17 protein-coding genes are annotated in these 15,577 nt (G+C 69.5%); 10 read left to right on the top strand and 7 right to left on the bottom strand.

The features are described 5' to 3' along the window. The first annotated feature begins 30 nt into the window (after positions 1-30). Positions 31-519 (top strand): Lrp/AsnC family transcriptional regulator, encoded by a 489-nt coding sequence (locus Dvina_RS00570; protein ID WP_223100419.1) that lies wholly within the window; start codon positions 31-33, stop codon positions 517-519. 4 nt (positions 520-523) lie between these two features. Further along, positions 524-2,359 carry a beta-propeller domain-containing protein gene (locus Dvina_RS00565; protein WP_223100418.1) on the top strand — a complete coding sequence of 612 codons (1,836 nt, stop codon included), beginning with the start codon at positions 524-526 and terminating at the stop codon, positions 2,357-2,359. A 47-nt stretch (positions 2,360-2,406) separates the two neighbouring features. Here the strand turns inward: Dvina_RS00565 and Dvina_RS00560 are convergent, their stop codons facing one another. The 3 genes from Dvina_RS00560 to mobA are packed head-to-tail and all read right to left on the bottom strand — an operon-like array spanning position 2,407 to position 4,570. Next, positions 2,407-3,504, bottom strand: a complete 1,098-nt coding sequence (locus Dvina_RS00560) for a T3SS (YopN, CesT) and YbjN peptide-binding chaperone 1 (protein ID WP_246655939.1) — start codon at positions 3,502-3,504, stop codon at positions 2,407-2,409. Between the two features lie 47 nt (positions 3,505-3,551). Further along, a complete protein-coding gene (locus Dvina_RS00555) occupies positions 3,552-3,788 on the bottom strand; it encodes a DUF6457 domain-containing protein (RefSeq protein ID WP_223100417.1) in 237 nt (78 codons plus the stop codon). Continuing rightward, the gene (gene mobA, locus Dvina_RS00550; RefSeq protein WP_380031298.1) at positions 3,785-4,570 is read right to left on the bottom strand and encodes a molybdenum cofactor guanylyltransferase; all 786 of its coding nucleotides are present in this window, start codon (positions 4,568-4,570) and stop codon (positions 3,785-3,787) included. Before mobA ends, Dvina_RS00555 begins: the two co-directional genes overlap by 4 nt. A gap of 513 nt (positions 4,571-5,083) precedes the next feature. Between mobA and fdhD the strand changes: the two genes are divergently transcribed. Continuing rightward, the gene (gene fdhD, locus Dvina_RS00545) at positions 5,084-5,980 is read left to right on the top strand and encodes a formate dehydrogenase accessory sulfurtransferase FdhD (RefSeq protein ID WP_223105232.1); all 897 of its coding nucleotides are present in this window, start codon (positions 5,084-5,086) and stop codon (positions 5,978-5,980) included. On the opposite strand, the gene Dvina_RS00540 is transcribed toward fdhD, so the two are convergent. The 4 genes from Dvina_RS00540 to Dvina_RS00525 all read right to left on the bottom strand — a co-directional run bounded on the left by Dvina_RS00540 (position 5,901) and on the right by Dvina_RS00525 (position 9,813). Continuing rightward, positions 5,901-7,688, bottom strand: a complete 1,788-nt coding sequence (locus Dvina_RS00540; protein ID WP_223100415.1) for a DUF4192 domain-containing protein — start codon at positions 7,686-7,688, stop codon at positions 5,901-5,903. The genes fdhD and Dvina_RS00540 overlap by 80 nt on opposite strands. 300 nt (positions 7,689-7,988) lie before the next feature. Then, positions 7,989-8,501, bottom strand: a complete 513-nt coding sequence (locus tag Dvina_RS00535; protein WP_246655938.1) for a GNAT family N-acetyltransferase — start codon at positions 8,499-8,501, stop codon at positions 7,989-7,991. 240 nt (positions 8,502-8,741) lie between these two features. Next, entirely contained in the window at positions 8,742-8,942 is a 201-nt protein-coding gene (locus tag Dvina_RS00530) for a DUF397 domain-containing protein (protein ID WP_223100414.1), read from the bottom strand. 31 nt (positions 8,943-8,973) lie between these two features. Then, positions 8,974-9,813 (bottom strand): helix-turn-helix domain-containing protein, encoded by an 840-nt coding sequence (locus Dvina_RS00525; protein ID WP_223100413.1) that lies wholly within the window; start codon positions 9,811-9,813, stop codon positions 8,974-8,976. Positions 9,814-9,987: 174 nt separating this feature from the next. Here Dvina_RS00525 and Dvina_RS00520 point away from each other — a divergent pair, with 174 nt between their 5' ends. The 7 genes from Dvina_RS00520 (at position 9,988) to Dvina_RS55055 (ending at position 15,399) form a co-directional block, all read left to right on the top strand. Then, the gene (locus Dvina_RS00520; protein WP_223100412.1) at positions 9,988-10,245 is read left to right on the top strand and encodes a hypothetical protein; all 258 of its coding nucleotides are present in this window, start codon (positions 9,988-9,990) and stop codon (positions 10,243-10,245) included. Positions 10,246-10,254: 9 nt separating this feature from the next. After that, positions 10,255-10,434: a hypothetical protein gene (locus tag Dvina_RS00515; protein ID WP_223100411.1), complete on the top strand. Its 180-nt coding sequence runs from the start codon at positions 10,255-10,257 to the stop codon at positions 10,432-10,434. Positions 10,435-10,771: 337 nt separating this feature from the next. Beyond that, positions 10,772-10,939, top strand: coding sequence for a hypothetical protein (locus tag Dvina_RS00510; protein ID WP_223100410.1), 168 nt, complete (start codon positions 10,772-10,774; stop codon positions 10,937-10,939). 330 nt (positions 10,940-11,269) lie between these two features. After that, positions 11,270-12,403, top strand: coding sequence for a pyruvate dehydrogenase (acetyl-transferring) E1 component subunit alpha (pdhA, locus tag Dvina_RS00505; protein ID WP_223100409.1), 1,134 nt, complete (start codon positions 11,270-11,272; stop codon positions 12,401-12,403). Then, complete coding sequence (locus Dvina_RS00500; protein WP_223100408.1) at positions 12,403-13,386, top strand: alpha-ketoacid dehydrogenase subunit beta; 984 nt, start codon at positions 12,403-12,405, stop codon at positions 13,384-13,386. Before pdhA ends, Dvina_RS00500 begins: the two co-directional genes overlap by 1 nt. A gap of 14 nt (positions 13,387-13,400) precedes the next feature. Then, positions 13,401-14,816 (top strand): dihydrolipoamide acetyltransferase family protein, encoded by a 1,416-nt coding sequence (locus tag Dvina_RS00495; protein WP_223100407.1) that lies wholly within the window; start codon positions 13,401-13,403, stop codon positions 14,814-14,816. A 448-nt stretch (positions 14,817-15,264) separates the two neighbouring features. Further along, a complete protein-coding gene (locus Dvina_RS55055; protein ID WP_261962210.1) occupies positions 15,265-15,399 on the top strand; it encodes a hypothetical protein in 135 nt (44 codons plus the stop codon). The last annotated feature ends 178 nt before the right edge of the window (positions 15,400-15,577 follow it).

The following is a 15,577-nucleotide window of genomic DNA, read 5'->3' as shown; positions in this document are numbered from 1 at the left end:
CGGGAAAAGTTGCTTTCGAGGAGGCATTCATTGCGTCTCGACCCGATCGATCAGCGAATCATTGCGCTGCTGCAGGAAGATGCCAGGTCATCGTATGCGGAGATCGGCGAGCGGGTGGCGCTGTCGGCCCCGGCCGTCAAGCGACGCGTCGACCGCCTCCGATCCAGCGGAGTGATACGCGGCTATACCGCCCTGGTCGACCCGGGCGCGGTCGGCTGGACCACCGAGGCGTTCGTGGAGCTCTTCTGCACCGGCCGCACCTCGCCGGCCCAGCTGAAGGCGGCCGCGCTGCGGCATCCGGCGGTCGTGGGGGCCTACACGATCTCGGGCGAGGCCGACGCGCTCGTGCATCTGCGGGCGATGGACATGTCCGGCCTGGAGGAGGCGCTGGAGAAGCTGCGGGCCGAGCCGTTCGTCACCTCGACGCGCAGCATGATCGTGCTGTCCCGGCTGGTCGAGACGCTGGCGCCGCGAATCGTCCAGGACGTGGGAACCGCAAAGGGCTCACCCGCGTCCTAGAGCCATGAAACGCGCCGCCGCAATGCTGAGCGCCATCGGCCTGCTCCTTTCCGGGTGTACTGCCGGAAAGCCGAATCCGGCCGCGACGTCCTCCGCGCCGCAGCCGGAGGCGGCGCTCAAGCTCGTCGCGTACGACTCCTGCGAGGACCTGGCCGGCCGCCTGCGCAAGGCCACCGCCGAGGCCGTCGGACCCTGGGGATTCGGCAACTACCCCGGCGGCATCAGGACGCTGAACGGCGGCGGCGCGGTGCCGGAGGCGAAGACCGCCCAGGGCACCGACGACGCGGCCTTCTCCGGCACCAACAATCACGAGGCGGGCGTCGACGAGCCGGACGAGATCAAGACCGACGGCAAGCGGATTGTCACGCTCTCGCACGGCCGGCTCGTGGTCGTGGACGCCGCCTCCCGCCAGATCAGCGGCACACTGGCCCTGGACGGGGCGAGCGACGCGAACAAGCAGGCCATCGGGGCCGACCGGCTGCTGCTCGACGGCGACCGCGCGCTGATCCTCGGCTTCGACTACTCCGACCCGGAGCGGGGCGGCCCGCTGCTGACCCTCGTCGACCTGGCCGGCCCGCCGAAGGTCGTGAGCACGTTCCGCATCGACGGCGCGCTGCTCGACGCCCGCCAGGTCGGCGGCGTGGCCCGGGTCGTGATCCGCTCCGCGCCGCGCATCGAGTTTCCGCAGACCGACGGGCTCAAGACGGACGAGGACCGGATCGCCGCGAACCGCTCGGCCGTCAACGCCGCGCCGGTCGAGGACTGGCTGCCCCGGTGGACGTCGGTGGATGCGGCGGGGCAGAAGACTTCGGGGCGGGTGGACTGTGGGGCGGTACAGCTGCCGGAAACGTATTCGGGCACGTCACTGCTCACCGTCCTCACCTTCGACCTGAACGCGGCCGCCCTCGGCACCGGCGCGCCCGTCGCGGTCGCGGCCGACGGCGGGGTCGTCTACTCCAACGGCCCGAGCCTGTACATCGCCAACGACAAGCGCTGGCGGACGAGCGGGCCCCTGGTCAAGCGGTCCGGCCCGGCGCCGGACCCGCGGACGCAGATCTTCAAGTTCGTCATCGCCGGCTCGGGGAAGCCGTCGTATCAGGCGGCCGGTGAGGTGCCCGGGTGGCTGCTCAACCAGTACTCGCTGTCGGAGTGGGACGGCCGGCTGCGGGTCGCGACGACCGCGAACGACGCGTCGACCGTCTACGTGCTCGAGCAGCGCGGCGGGACCCTGGCCGAGGCCGGCCACGTCGGCGGTCTGGGCCGGGGTGAGCGGATCTACTCGGTGCGGTTCATCGGCACGGTCGGCTACGTCGTCACGTTCAAGCAGACGGACCCGCTGTACACGCTCGACCTGTCGAGCCCGGCCGCCCCACGCACCGTCGGCGAGCTCAAGATCACGGGGTACTCCGCGTATCTGCACCCGGCCGGCGACGGCCGCCTGATCGGCGTCGGCCAGGAGGCCAGCAGCCAGGGCCGAGTCCAGGGCCTGCAGGTGTCGCTGTTCGACGTGCACGACCTGACCGCGCCGGCCCGCCTGGCCCAGTATCAGGTGCCGCAGACCGGGTCGGCCGCGGAGTTCGACCCGCACGCATTCCTCTACTGGCCCGCATCCGGCGCGCTGGTACTTCCGGTCATGGGCCGGGAGAACTCCGGAGCCCTGGTGCTGTCGGTCCACGACAACCAGGTCACGAAGACCGGCTCGATCGAGCACCCGGGGCGCTACGCGAACATCACCCGGTCGCTCGTGATCGGCGGGACGCTGTGGACGCTGTCACCCCAGGGCCTGCAGGCCAACGACCTGTCGACGCTCGGCCGGCAGGCCTGGGTGCAGCTCGCGTAGGTTGTCGAGCGCTTCCGTCGCTCGCGTAAGTCTGTCGAGCGCTTCCGTCAGAGGTACATGCCCGTTCGCTCGCCGTCCCCGGCGATCGCCTGCTTCGGCTTGTCCCCCTCGCCGAAGAAGCGCTTCCCGCCGAACTCGCCGTGCAGGCGGTCGTCGAGCTCGTCCGCGAGCCCGGTCATCACCTGGACGGCGAGCATGAGATGGGTCGCCTGGAAGTCGCGCCCGAACACTGGGACGCTTGCCCACACGGTGTCGTTCGTGCAGTACAGCCGCCCGATCGGCATCCGGTTGGTGAGCTCCGACAGCTTCACGTAGAGCCGCTCGGTGGGCTCGATCTCGGTAAGGATCGGCGAAAACACGTCGACGAGCGGCGGGTTGTCGCGCACGCGCACGAACACCATCGCCGACCCGGACCGGATGCCGATGTCACCGTCGGGGTCGATCGGCAGCTCTTCGGGGGTGGTCTTCATGAGCTTCGCGACGACCGTCGTCACCTTGTCGTACAGCGGCAGGTCCTCGGTCTGCTCGGTCAGCTCGGCCAGGCTCCCCGCCCCCGGCCGGACGACGTCGACGACACCGTCACCGTCGGCGTCCATGATCGAGGCGAGCGACCGCGCCACCCCGAGTGCCGGCACCGGGGCGACCCGCCCCTCGGCGTCATGCGCCAGGTAGGTCAGGAACGCCGGGTGCGGCGTGCCGTAGATGTCCCGCATGGTCCGCGTGATGAGCCGGCTCAGCTGCGGCGCCTCGGCCTTGCTCACCCGCAGTCCGAACGACTCCCCCGACCCCGCCACGACACCGGGCGGCGACCAGCCGAGCGCCACGATCCCGGCGATGACCGTCCGGTCGAGCCGATACGCGGGCGGCAGGTCGGCGTTGCTCACGGCGGTGGCTGAGAGCTGGTCGTCCTCCTCGCCGGTGACCTGCACGGAGTACACCGCGTCACCGGTGCCCGACGCCGTAGGATCGAGCGTCAGATCGAGCGTCGTCCCGGGCTCCAGGTCACGCAGCCCGTCCACCAGTTGCCGCGCAAAGTCCCGCCACGCCTCGGCCACCTTTTCCTTCAGGTTGCCGCCCACCGGGTCCTCGTCGTCAAACAGCGCCGACTCGAACGCCGCGCTGTCGTCGCCAGGCTCACCAGCCATGATCGCCTCCCTATGCCCGCGCCCTCACCCTATCCAGAGGAGATCGCTCACTCGGCACGGGTGGCCAGACGACTCAGCGCAGCCGCACTGGCCTGCACATCCGCCCCCTGCCCGACCGCCATCCCGAGCAGGAACGCGGTGAGCGGCGCCCCCGGCCGAGCCACGTTGTGCGCAACGTCCCGCGCGAGATCGAGCACGGCCGTCTGCACCTCCCGCCCGGGCGCCTCAACCCCCAGCGCCGCGGCCGCCTCGACAAGCCACTCCCCGAGCACGTTCTCGCTCACGACCCCGCCTCCCGCAGATCATCCTGGGTATCACAGTCAAAGTAGGGCGCCCGCTCCCCGTCCCAGCGCACTTCGGCTACCTCGAGCCCGCTTACCAACCGCCGAATGGCCCCACCTTCAACGACCCCGAACCCCTGGACGGCGCCGAGCAGCGCACCGCTCCTCCACGCTCCACAGAGCAGCTGCCGCCGCCCGCTGCCATCCACAAACACTGCCCCGTCATGCCCTTGCACAGCATCAAGGAGTACACGAAGCGCCTGACCTGACAAATGGGGCAGATCTGCAGCCAGCAACAACACCACGTCAGGCCGACTCTCTTCCTCTCCACCCGGGCCGCCCGCAACCGCCCGAGCGTCGAGGATTTCGTTTCGTCCCGATCCAGCCGGAGAAGCCGCAGCGCCATCGGGTCCTACGGTCTCGTACCGACCACGAACGCGGCCATGTCCACCAGGAACCACGCCTTTGGCAACAGCCGCAGCACCATCGGGTCGAACGGTGTCATGTCGACCATCAACGCCGGGCTGTTCACCAGGAACCGCAGCGTCGACAGCAGCCGAGACTCCCTGCGGGCCACTCCCCGTTTTTCGATCCCCAAAAATCGCCCCGAGCCCAGCCGCAGCGGCAGCCACGGGCCCTCCACCAGGGGGCTCTTCCCGCACGACCAAAACCCCGGCCGGCACCTGCTCCCGACGGGGCCCCACAACCACAACCGGCGAGGCCCCAACCTCCTCAACGGCCGCCAGCACCCGCAGCAGCATGGGCACCCCACCAACCGCCACCATGGGCTTGTCCAGCCCACCGAGCCGAGCCGCCCGCCCCCCGGCCAAAATCACCGCAGCAACCGAAGCGCCCGAGTCCCTCAGGTGGCCATCACCCACAACGAGAACCTACCGTCAAACAAGAACCACGAACGCCACCAACAGCTCCTACGAAGGGCCGCCCACATGGGCCGCGCAACCCAACGCCGCACCATAGTCCGCGTACACCTGCCCGCCCACCCCCCACCACCGGCCGAACCCGCCACGGCACCAGGCATGACGCAAGAACCGCAAGGCGCCCCAACCAAAGCACAAAACAGCACCGGCAAACCGCAAGCCGGCCAAGCCGAAGCACAGACCGCCCCGACCGACACCCAAACTCGGACGGCAGCGACAAGCAGCGGCCCGATCGAGGCGCATCGGACGTCAGCACCACGCAGCGGCCCAGCCGAGGCGCGGGACCGCACGAACGAGCCGCGGAGCGTGCTGCCCGAGGCGCGGGACTGGGCGAACGAGCCGCGCAGCGAGTCTGTCGAGATGCCGAGCGGGACAGTCGAAGCGCGCGGTAGGTCGGCCGAGGAGCGGGATCGGACGGTCGACGGGTCGGTTGGGCTGGTCGAGGCGCGGGTCGGGCCGGATACGTTGGTGGCTGAGGAGCCGCTCGAGATCCGGGTCGGCGGGGCGGCTTTGGCGGTCACCATGCGTACGCCGGGGGACGACATCGACCTCGCCATCGGTTTCTTGTTGACCGAGGGCGTCATCCGGCGGGCCGCGGACGTGCTCACGGCCAAGTTGTGCTCCGGGGACGAGGAGCCGAACTCGTACAACGTCGTGGACATCCGGCTGAGCGCCGACGTGGCGGCGCCGGTCGCTCAGTCGGTGGCCCGCAACTTCTACACCACCTCCTCGTGCGGGGTCTGCGGGAAGGCAAGCATCGACGCGGTGCGCACCCGCTCGGCCTTCGACGTGAGCGCCGATCCGGTCACCGTCGCCCCCTCGGTCCTGGCCGGCCTGCCCGGTGCCCTTCGCCGGCGCCAGCGAGCCTTCGACACCACCGGCGGCCTGCACGCGGCGGGGCTGTTCACGCCCGATGGCGAACTCGTCTGCCTGCGGGAAGACGTGGGGCGGCACAACGCGGTCGACAAGGTCGTCGGCTGGGCGGTACGCCAAGAACGTCTCCCCCTCACCGGACACCTCCTCATGGTCAGTGGACGAGCCAGCTTCGAGCTGTGCCAGAAGGCCTGGATGGCCGGTCTCCCCCTGCTCGCCGCCGTATCAGCACCGAGCACCCTCGCCGTCGACCTCGCCGCCGAGGCCGGACTGACCCTCGTCGGCTTCCTGCGCGGCACGACCTTCAACGTCTACGCCGCCGCGCAGCGCGTGCAGGGCGTCCCGTCCCTCCCACCGCCGCGGACCCGCCAGCCGGCCCACTAGACCTGCCGGAGTCGGCCACAGCCTCAGCGGACCCACCGGGCGACCCGACCGGACCGGGCTGCGGCGGTTCGCCGTCAACCGCGCCCAACACGACCGCCTCAACCCGGGACGCCACCTCCGCACTGGGCGCCGCTTCGACACCCAACGCCGCCGCACCCGACGCTGCCTGGACACCCGACGCCACCTCGGCACCCGACGCAACCCTGGCACCCACATCGCCACCCACAACCGGATCGACCACCGCGCACAACTCGGCAGCAACCGCGGCCTCGGAACACAGCATCGCTGCCGCGTGCGCACCCGACGCCGCCTCGGAACCCACATTGCCGCCCGCAGCCGGATCGACCGCGGCACGCAGATCGGCAGCAACCGCAGCCTCCGAACACAGCGTCGTCCCCGCCGCGCCAGGCCGCGGTCGCGCACCCGGCCCAGGTCGCCGGCCGACGTCGGTGTCACGCCGCGAGGTAGGTCCAGAAGCGGAGCCAGATCCAGAAACGGAGCCAGGGCGCAAGCTAGGTCCGGAAACGGAGTCGAGGCGCGAGGCAGGTCCAGAAGCGGAGTCAGGCCGCGAGCCAGGTCCGGAAGCGGGATCAGGGCGCGAATGCGGCCCCGGCGCGCGCGACGACCCGTTCCCTCGCGGCGAGGCGGGAAGCCGGAGCGATCTCGGCAGGTCGGACGGGGCCGGTCCGCGCGAAGTCCGGCGCTGACGGCGGCCGATCGGGGGCAGCTCGGCCGGGGACAGCCCGCGGCCCAGGATCTCGGCCATGAGGCCGGCGCCCGTGTAGCCGGGGTCGGCCGCGAACGCCCGGTCCAGCGCCAACGCGGCGTGCAGGCCGTTGCCGGTGCGCCACGAGAGGTACGACAAAAGTGTTGCCGCAGGCGCGACGGCCGAAGGTTCGCAGCGGCGCACCATGTCCATCCAGAACCGCCGGTGTGTCTCGATGGCCGGGTTGCCGGTGCAGCGGGTGTCGCGGTCGAGTCGTTCCCAGGCGCGGTCGCGGAAGTCGAGCACGTGGAGCAGGACCTGCAGCCAGGCCAGCTCGTCGTCGTCAAGCGCCTCGTCGGCGGCGTAGCGGGTGAGCGCCGCCTCGAGCGCCACCCGGCCGGCGGCGACCACGGCTGCGCGTATGCCGGCCGGGTCGCGGCCTGCGGCGAGGCGGAGCACCCGCAGGTTGGCCCGGTCGCCGGCGTCCTCGATGGCCGCGAGCGCCGGACCCACCGGGCCCTCGAACAGTTCGGCCACCGTCTCGCGCGACGGCATCGCGACCAGGCCGGCAAGCGTCGCCTCGGCCGCGGCGACCGAAGTCTCCGGATCGAAGGGGCGGCCCTCCGGCGGGCAGCAGTCGGGCGAGGAGCAGAACAGCGACCAGAATCTTCGCTCGTGCGTCCGTAGCAGGTCGTAGACCCGGAGCCCGCGGACGACCATCGCGGCGTTCACGAGCTTCAGGAACGGGGCGGCCCGCTCGGGTGGTCCGTAGCCTATGAGCAGGGCGCCGTCCATGCCGTTGCGCGCGAACACCTGCCCGTAGTGGTCGGCCAGCACCACGGCGTCGGTCTCGTCGCCGGGCAGGTCACCGCGCAGCTGTACGTGCAGGCCGGGGCCGCGCAGGCCGAGCGCCACGAGGCTGTTGGTGGGGTGGAACCCCAGCAGATAAGGCAGGGCCGAGAGGAGCTCGGCCGGTCCACGCAGTCGCAAGTGGGAATCCATGCGTCGAGCCTCGCCCCGCCGCAACACCGCCGGTAGACAAACTTTTTCCTGTGGATAACCCTGTCCACAGGTCTGGTGGAAGCGACAGAACTCCGCTACTAGAGGGCCGAAAGCATCCGCCCTATCCCGGCAAACCCGACAAATAACTCAGACACCGTGAAAATACGAAAAATCCGATAAGTCGCGGCGCGAAGCGCCCGACTTATCGGCCACAAGCGCCCGCCCCGCCCGCACGAGCGCACGACTCCACGCACAAAGCGCCCACAGTCACCGCACACCCCGCAACCGGAGCGAGCCACCTCAGGCCCGGAATCGCAGATCGTAAAGATCGATCCCGTCCTCGAACGCCGACCCTCCCGGTGAAAGATCGATAGCCAGCGTCACCCGAGCAAGGGCGTCGTACCCCGCCGCATGCAAGCACCGGATAGCGTCCAGGTTCCGGGCCGACGGCGAGATGCTCAACTGCCGGATCCCCCGCCGCCGCGCTTGATCGGCGACATGCTCGAGCAGGGCCCGCCCGATCCCCTCGCCCCGGCTGGCCGCCGTGACGACGAGCGGCTCCACCTGACCGCCGAGCAGCAGCCCGACCATCCCGATCACCCCGCCGCCGACGTTCGAGGCGACCCACATCCCGGAGAGGTCCAGCCGGGTCAGGTACTCCTCGAAAGCCGCACCAGAATCATCCGCGGACGCGACCCCGTAGAGTCCCGCGTCCGCCGCGGTCATCTCCGCCCAGAGGTGCCGGCACTCTCGATGATCCGTGGGCCGGTACGCCCGGATCGTGAGCGCGGACACCTGCGACGCCGGCGACACCTGAGTGCTCATAACTCATAGTTACTCCGCCGGACCGGATCGCGACACCCACATCGCAGGATTGCTACCGGATCCGATTCGCCAGTTTTGCTACATTCCGCGGACTCCGTACGGCCAAGGACGGCGAAGTACCGCCGGTCCCGACCCGAGCGATAACATCAACAATGGCTCGCAGAAGACGAAGGGACGACCCGGTCGGGGGTCGTCCCTTCGTTTGTGAAGTGGATGGGGAAGAATCGATTACGGCAGGCGGAACTCGCCGTCCGTGTCGACCGCGGCGATGAAGGTGTCCCATTCCGCGCGGGTGAAGCGAACCGAGCCCGCATCGGGGGAGTTGGAGTTGCGGACCTCGACGACGCCGTCGACGAACCGCGCTTCGACGCACTGTCCGTTGTTACCGCTCCGCGTGGGCTTGTGCCACTGCTCGTTCAGCGCAGCCATCTCTGCGCACTCCTTCGGGTAAGGGCCGAACTCAGTTCGAAGAATCCTCGATCATTTTGATCGACTCCAACGGGCTGAGCGCGGCGGCTCGCAGATTCTCGAACACGTCGGCGTACCGCTGCACATCATCGGCGGCCGGGTAGATGTCGCCGGTCATGGCCTCGGCGTACACGACGCTTGGTGCATCTTGGAACTTGAGAATCGCGAACGATCCAGCCATGCCGGCATATGCCCCTCCGGAGAAGGGCAGGATCTGGACCGTCACGTTTCTCGCCCGGCCCATGTCGGCCAGGTGCTTGAGCTGCGACCGCATGACGTCGGCCCCGCCGATGCTGCGCCGAATGACGCTCTCGTCGAGCACGGCGATCAGCTGCAGCGGCTGGTCCTCGCGGGTCAGCAGGTTCTGGCGCTCGCGGCGCGCCTTCACGTGCGCCTCGACGGTCTCGTCGGACTCTCCGGTGGAGGCGGCGAGCAGCGCCCGCGTGTACTCCTCCGTCTGGAGCATCCCGGGCACGACGAGCGCTTCGTAGTCGCGCATCTCCGCCGCACTCGACTCGAGGCCGATGTACCTTGAGTAACTCGCGGGCAGATCTCCGTAACGGGCGAACCAACCTCGAGTTTTGCCCTGCCGTGCGAGGACCACCAATGTGTCGATCTGCTCTTGGTCGGTGACCTCGTAAATCTCGAGCAGGCGCTCCAGGGTGCTGCGCCGGATTCCGACCTTGCCGCCTTCCATCCGGCTGATGGTGCTCGGCGAGCAGTCCAGTTGCAGGCCGACGTCTTCCGTGGTGAGCCGTGCATGCTCCCGCAGCTCACGCAGTTGCTTACCCAACTGGAACCTGGGGAACGTGGGGCTGTGGGCGCTGGACACCGCTCACCTCCATTACTCAGGTCGAGTGTGTCCGTTACCGGGGTACTGCGCAAGCGCGAGGTGGGTGAGCGATTGGCTTGCTCTACTCAACTTCGCAAGTCCGTATTGCCGCGCGAAACCTGCACGTGCATTCTGGACGCGTCAGATCGCACCTCTGCCGGAGGGAGATCAGTGGTGCTCGAGGATGACATGCTCCTGCTCGAAGGCGCACCACGCCTCTTCGGCATTGTCGCCGATCCACTCGATGACGACCACCCGGAAGTCGTTGCCTGGGGCCATGAGCTGCCCGATCAGGCGGTGCTTACGTGGCGCCTCGGCAACGGCAAGACCGAGGTCGCCGTCTTCCGCTCCGCCGAGGCCGCGCTGGCCACGGCCCAGCAGCTCTACAACGCGCGCCTGCTGTGGGCCGCGTCGACGCCGCAGGGCGTCTGAGGAGCATCAATGGCTGTCATCTACGACCACGCCGTCACCGACGCCCGCCGCCGGGTCGAGCGCCATCAGCCCGTCACCGGCCGGCACGCCCAAGGCTGCACGGCGGGGTGCGCGCAGTGGCCGTGCAAACCGTTCTCCACGGCATGGGCGGTCGTCACGCGCAACTCGAACACGCGGGCCGGTCGGTAGTCCCCCGACGGCCGAATCGGCCGACCGGAATTGTCCGATCGACCGACCCTGATGGATACCGCTTTCTTTGATGTTGTCGTCCCACCCGGGCCACGCCCGATCCTGAATCGGCGACGGGTCCGGAGCCGGCGGTGGCGAGGATTCCACCGAAGGGTGGCGGGTCGGTGCCTTCTTGACAATCGAACCGCTTCCTCCGCCGGTACCTCCGGAGCCCTCCGATGGTCGCGAAGTCGCTCGCGGCCGCAGCGGCGGCTGCGGGGCGGTCGGAGGGGCGCCGACGGAGTTGCGGCCGGCCGGCCCAGAGGCGTGCAGCCCGGACGTCGGCCCCGAGCCGACGATGACCGGTCCTGGCTGCGGGTCGGCGATGACCGGCGAGCGGGGCGGCGGGGCGGTCTCCAGCGTCGCACTGCCGGCCACCACGACGATCATGGTCGGCACCGAGGTGAGCAGGACCAGCAGCGCGGAGATCAGCAGCGGCCGCCGGTTGGGCGAGAACAGCCGGTGATGGCGCACGTCCGAAGACACCTGAACTCCAAACCTCGAGCGGCCGCACAGGGACATTCGGACTAACTGGGCGCAACCCGGCGAAGACACGGAGAACGCGCGACTCCATGGTGTCTATCCACACGCCTTCTGCGATGCTTGACACACACCGGCAACGGCGCCGTAGCCTCCGCATACCCTGCGAGGCAGAGCCCGGGGCCGAGTCACGGGCATGACCCCGGTCATGCCCTGCCGACGTGTCGACCCCACCGGGTCGCCGCGTGGCAGACACCCCCCGCCGCGCGGCAGGGTCAACCCCGCTGCCGACGCGAGAGACGACAGGGAGAAACGGATGGCGAAGGGCGAAGTCAAGGCCCGGGCGTCAGGGACACGGGCCGCGCCGGAACCCGCGTTCGTGCAGCTGCTCACCCCCGAAGGGGACCGGGTCGAACACCCCGACTACTCGGTCGACTTCACCGATGACGAGTACCGCTCGCTCTACCACGACCTGGTCGTGGTCCGGAAGCTCGACGCCGAGGCCACCGCGCTGCAGCGCCAGGGTGAGCTGGGGATCTGGGCGAGCCTGCTGGGCCAGGAGGCGGCGCAGGTCGGCTCGGGCCGGGCACTGCGCGCGCAGGACATGGCCTTCCCGACGTACCGCGAGCACGGCGTCCTCTACACCCGCGGCGTCGACCCGATCATGCCGTTGCGCCTGTTCCGCGGGGTCGACCAGGGCGCCTGGGACCCCAACGAGTTCAAGTTCAACACCTACACGATCGTCATCGGTGCGCAGACGCTCCACGCGACCGGCTACGCCATGGGCATCACCAAGGACGGCAAGGTCGGGTCCGATGACGGCGAGGCCGTCATCGCCTACTTCGGGGACGGCGCCACCAGTCAGGGCGACGTGAACGAGGCCTACATCTGGGCGTCGGTGTTCAATGCGCCGCTGGTGTTCTTCTGCCAGAACAACCAGTACGCCATCAGTGAGCCTCTCGAGCGCCAGACCCGCGTCCCGCTGTACCACCGAGCCAGCGGTTTCGGCTTTCCGGGCCTGCGCGTCGACGGCAACGACGTGCTCGCGTGCTACGCGGTGACCCGCAAAGCGCTCGACGACGCGCGGCACGGGCAGGGGCCCTCGCTCATCGAGGCGTACACGTACCGGATGGGCGCCCACACCACCTCCGACGACCCGACCCGCTACCGCATCGCGAGCGAGGTCGAGGCGTGGCAGGCCAAGGACCCGATCAAGCGGCTCCGGGCGTTCCTGACCAAGCAGGGCCTGGCCCAGGACGACTACTTCGACGCGGTCGACGAGGAGGCCCGGGTGGCCGCCGTCAACCTGCGCGAGCGGGTGCTGGCCCTGCCGGACCCCGACCCGAAGACGATGTTCGACCACGTGTACCCGCACGGCTCCCCCGAGCTCGCGCAGCAGAAGGAACAGTTCACCAGGTACCTCGCGTCCTTCGAGGGGAGTGGGCACTGATGGCCGCCGCCGAGACGCTGACGATGGGCAAGGCGCTCAACACCGGCCTGCGCCGCGCCATGGAGCACGACGACAAGGTCCTGATCATGGGTGAGGACGTCGGCAAGCTGGGCGGCGTCTTCCGGATCACCGACGGGCTGCAGAAGGACTTCGGCGAGGACCGGGTCATCGACACGCCGCTGGCCGAGTCCGGCATCATCGGTACCGCCGTCGGCCTGGCCATCCGCGGCTACCGCCCGGTCTGCGAGATCCAGTTCGACGGCTTCGTCTACCCGGCCTACGACCAGATCGTCTCCCAGGTCGCGAAGATCCATTACCGCTCGGGCGGGAAGCTGAGCCTGCCGATCGTCATCCGCATCCCGTTCGGCGGCGGCATCGGCGCGGTCGAGCACCACTCGGAGTCCCCCGAGGCGTACTTCGCGCACACCGCCGGCCTCAAGGTCGTCTCGTGCGCCAACCCCGACGACGCGTACTGGATGATCCAGCAGTCGATCGAGTCCGACGACCCGATCATCTTCATGGAGCCCAAGCGCCGCTACTGGGAAAAGGGCGAGGTCAACTACGACGCGGCCGCACTGCCGCTGCACACCTCCCGCGTCGTGCGGGCCGGCACCGACGCCACCGTGATCGCATACGGCCCGATGGTCCGCACCGCCCTCGACGCCGCCGCGGCGGCCGAGGAGGACGGCCGCTCGCTCGAGGTGATCGACCTGCGCACACTGTCCCCGCTGGACATGGCCCCGGTGTACGACTCGGTCCGCCGCACCGGCCGCGCCGTCGTCGTCCACGAGGCACCCGGCAACCTCGGCCTCGGCTCCGAGGTCGCGGCCCGGATCACCGAGGAGTGCTTCTACTCCCTGGAGGCTCCCGTCCTGCGCGTCACCGGCTTCGACACGCCCTACCCCGCCGCGCGCGTGGAAGAGGAGTACCTGCCGGACCTCGACCGGGTGCTCGACGCCGTCGACCGCTCGTACGGGTTCTAGGGGGCCGCGCGCACATGAGCAGGGTCAAGGAGTTCAACCTGCCCGACCTGGGCGAGGGGCTCACCGAGGGCGAGATCCTCAAATGGCTGGTGGCCGAGGGCGACACGATCGCGCTCAACCAGCCGATCGTCGAGGTCGAGACGGCCAAGGCCGCCGTCGAGATCCCGGCGAAGTGGGCCGGCAAGGTCGTTCGCATCCACCACCCCGAGGGCACGATGGTCGAGGTCGGTCACCCGATCATCGCCATCGACACCGATCCCGGCGCCGGCGACCTGCCGGCCGGGCTGCCCCAGCCCTCGGCCGCGTCCCTGGCCGCGGTCGAGGTGGCCGGTGACGCTCCGGTCGAGCCGGGCATGGTCGGCGGCCCCGTCGCGGGCGGCCGGACGCCGGTGCTGGTGGGCTACGGCCCCCGGACGACGGCGGCCAAGCGGCGCACGAGGGTCACGACACAAGCAACATCGGCATCTGTACCTCCAGAGCCCGCACCGGCACCACAGCCCCAGCCGGCACCGCCGGTCCCCGCGGCACCGGCAGGCGTCGCCAACCGCAACGGCACCGTCCTGGCCAAGCCCCCGGTCCGCAAACTGGCCCGCGACCTCGGCATCGACCTGGCCACGCTCACGGGCAGCGGCCCGCAGGGCTCGATCACCCGCGACGACGTGCTCGGCGCCCAGTCCGCACCGCCGGCCCAGTCTCAGGGTCAGGCTCGCGGCCCGGCCCGCGCTCCGAGCGAGCGGGAGGAGCGCATCCCGGTCAAGGGCGTGCGCAAGCTGACCGCCGAAAACATGGTGGCCAGCGCGTTCACCGCACCGCACGTGACCGAGTTCCTGACTGTCGACGTGACCAGGTCGATGAAGGCCCTGGACCGCCTGAAGTCCAAGCGCGACTGGTCCGACGCCCGGGTCTCCCCGTTGCTGATCGTGGCCAAGGCCTGCCTGCTGGCCCTGCGCCGCTACCCGATGGTCAACTCCACCTGGGCCGGCGACGAGATCGTCGTCAAGCACTACGTCAACCTGGGCATCGCGGCCGCCACCCAGCGCGGCCTGATCGTCCCGAACATCAAGGACGCCCAGGACCTGACCACCCGAGAGCTGGCCGACGCGATGACCGCCCTGGTCAACACGGCCCGCGACGGCAAGACCCCTCCGGCCGACATGGCCGGGGGCACCTTCACCATCACCAGCGTGGGCGTCTTCGGCGTCGACACCGGCACCCCGATCCTGCCTCCCGGCGAGTCGGCCATCCTGGTCTTCGGCGCAGTGCGCGACCAGCCCTGGGTCCACAAGGGCAAGATCAAGGTCCGCCAGGTGACCACCCTGGGCCTGTCGTTCGACCACCGCATCATCGACGGCGAGCTGGGCTCCAAGTTCCTCCGCGACGTAGGCGCATACCTGGAAGATCCAGAGGCAGCCATGCTGGCCTGGAGCTGACGAACCCGTTGCAAGAGATGGCCCCGCGCGGTGAGCGCGGGGCCATCTCCATGTCGAGCCACCTCGACGCGGGGCGTCACGCGATATGTCGGGCGCTCCGCGCCACGCTTCGCTCGACATATCGGACATATACCCTGGCGACGTATAAATCTGATAAGTCGCGGTGCGGAGCGCCCGACTTATCGCCGGAGAACCGGGGTGCGACGAGCGCACCCGCCGAGTGCTGAGCCAGGTCAGAGGCAGGCCAATCCAGGGGAAGTGGCTCGGGCCTGGGAGCGCTCCAGCTGTCATATGGCCGACGAACTGGGTGTTTGCGCTGGGTATCTGCCTACGAATCGTCGGCGGGTGTGCCGCATCACCCCTTATTCAGTAGAAGTTGATCTCCCTGGAGGCGTGTAATGGATGTGAGGCATTAACAGCCCTTACACACCACATCTGAGGAGCAGTCATGAGCACACTGTTCGAGCGCATCAAGGCCCGCCGCGTCGTCGCCCGCCGCGTGAACGCCATCGAGCGCGCGATCGCCAAGAACCCGTCCGTCGCCCTCCGCGACGAGCTCTACGCCATGATCGATCGGAACTAGGCCGACGTTGCGCGCCGCCCCCTGAACCGCCCCGGTCCGCTTCCTCCCCGGACCGGGGCGGTTCTGTGTACCCGGACGGAGCAGGGTGGTTATGGATCTGTTGTCCGGTACTGGTTTGCTTGGCATCCGAACCGACGAACCTCGGTACCGGCTCTGGGATGTCACTCACCGGTCGACT

The organism is Dactylosporangium vinaceum (genome assembly GCF_019904175.1).
In the GTDB taxonomy this organism is placed as follows: domain Bacteria; phylum Actinomycetota; class Actinomycetes; order Mycobacteriales; family Micromonosporaceae; genus Dactylosporangium; species Dactylosporangium vinaceum.
The sequence above is the reverse complement of the archived record's forward strand: the minus strand, read 5'-3'. Positions and strand labels throughout refer to the sequence as shown.

Bases quoted from the DNA above. Each gene is read 5' to 3' on its own strand.
- Dvina_RS00565 (WP_223100418.1), top strand. From the start codon at position 524: ATGAAACGCGCCGCCGCAATGCTGAGCGCCATCGGCCTGCTCCTTTCC.
- Dvina_RS00560 (WP_246655939.1), bottom strand. From the start codon at position 3,504: ATGGCTGGTGAGCCTGGCGACGACAGCGCGGCGTTCGAGTCGGCGCTG.
- mobA (WP_380031298.1), bottom strand. From the start codon at position 4,570: ATGGTGGCGGTTGGTGGGGTGCCCATGCTGCTGCGGGTGCTGGCGGCC.
- fdhD (WP_223105232.1), top strand. From the start codon at position 5,084: ATGCCGAGCGGGACAGTCGAAGCGCGCGGTAGGTCGGCCGAGGAGCGG.
- Dvina_RS00540 (WP_223100415.1), bottom strand. From the start codon at position 7,688: ATGGATTCCCACTTGCGACTGCGTGGACCGGCCGAGCTCCTCTCGGCC.
- Dvina_RS00530 (WP_223100414.1), bottom strand. From the start codon at position 8,942: ATGGCTGCGCTGAACGAGCAGTGGCACAAGCCCACGCGGAGCGGTAAC.
- Dvina_RS00515 (WP_223100411.1), top strand. From the start codon at position 10,255: ATGGCTGTCATCTACGACCACGCCGTCACCGACGCCCGCCGCCGGGTC.
- Dvina_RS00510 (WP_223100410.1), top strand. From the start codon at position 10,772: ATGACCGGTCCTGGCTGCGGGTCGGCGATGACCGGCGAGCGGGGCGGC.
- pdhA (WP_223100409.1), top strand. From the start codon at position 11,270: ATGGCGAAGGGCGAAGTCAAGGCCCGGGCGTCAGGGACACGGGCCGCG.
- Dvina_RS00500 (WP_223100408.1), top strand. From the start codon at position 12,403: ATGGCCGCCGCCGAGACGCTGACGATGGGCAAGGCGCTCAACACCGGC.
- Dvina_RS00495 (WP_223100407.1), top strand. From the start codon at position 13,401: ATGAGCAGGGTCAAGGAGTTCAACCTGCCCGACCTGGGCGAGGGGCTC.
- Dvina_RS55055 (WP_261962210.1), top strand. From the start codon at position 15,265: ATGAGCACACTGTTCGAGCGCATCAAGGCCCGCCGCGTCGTCGCCCGC.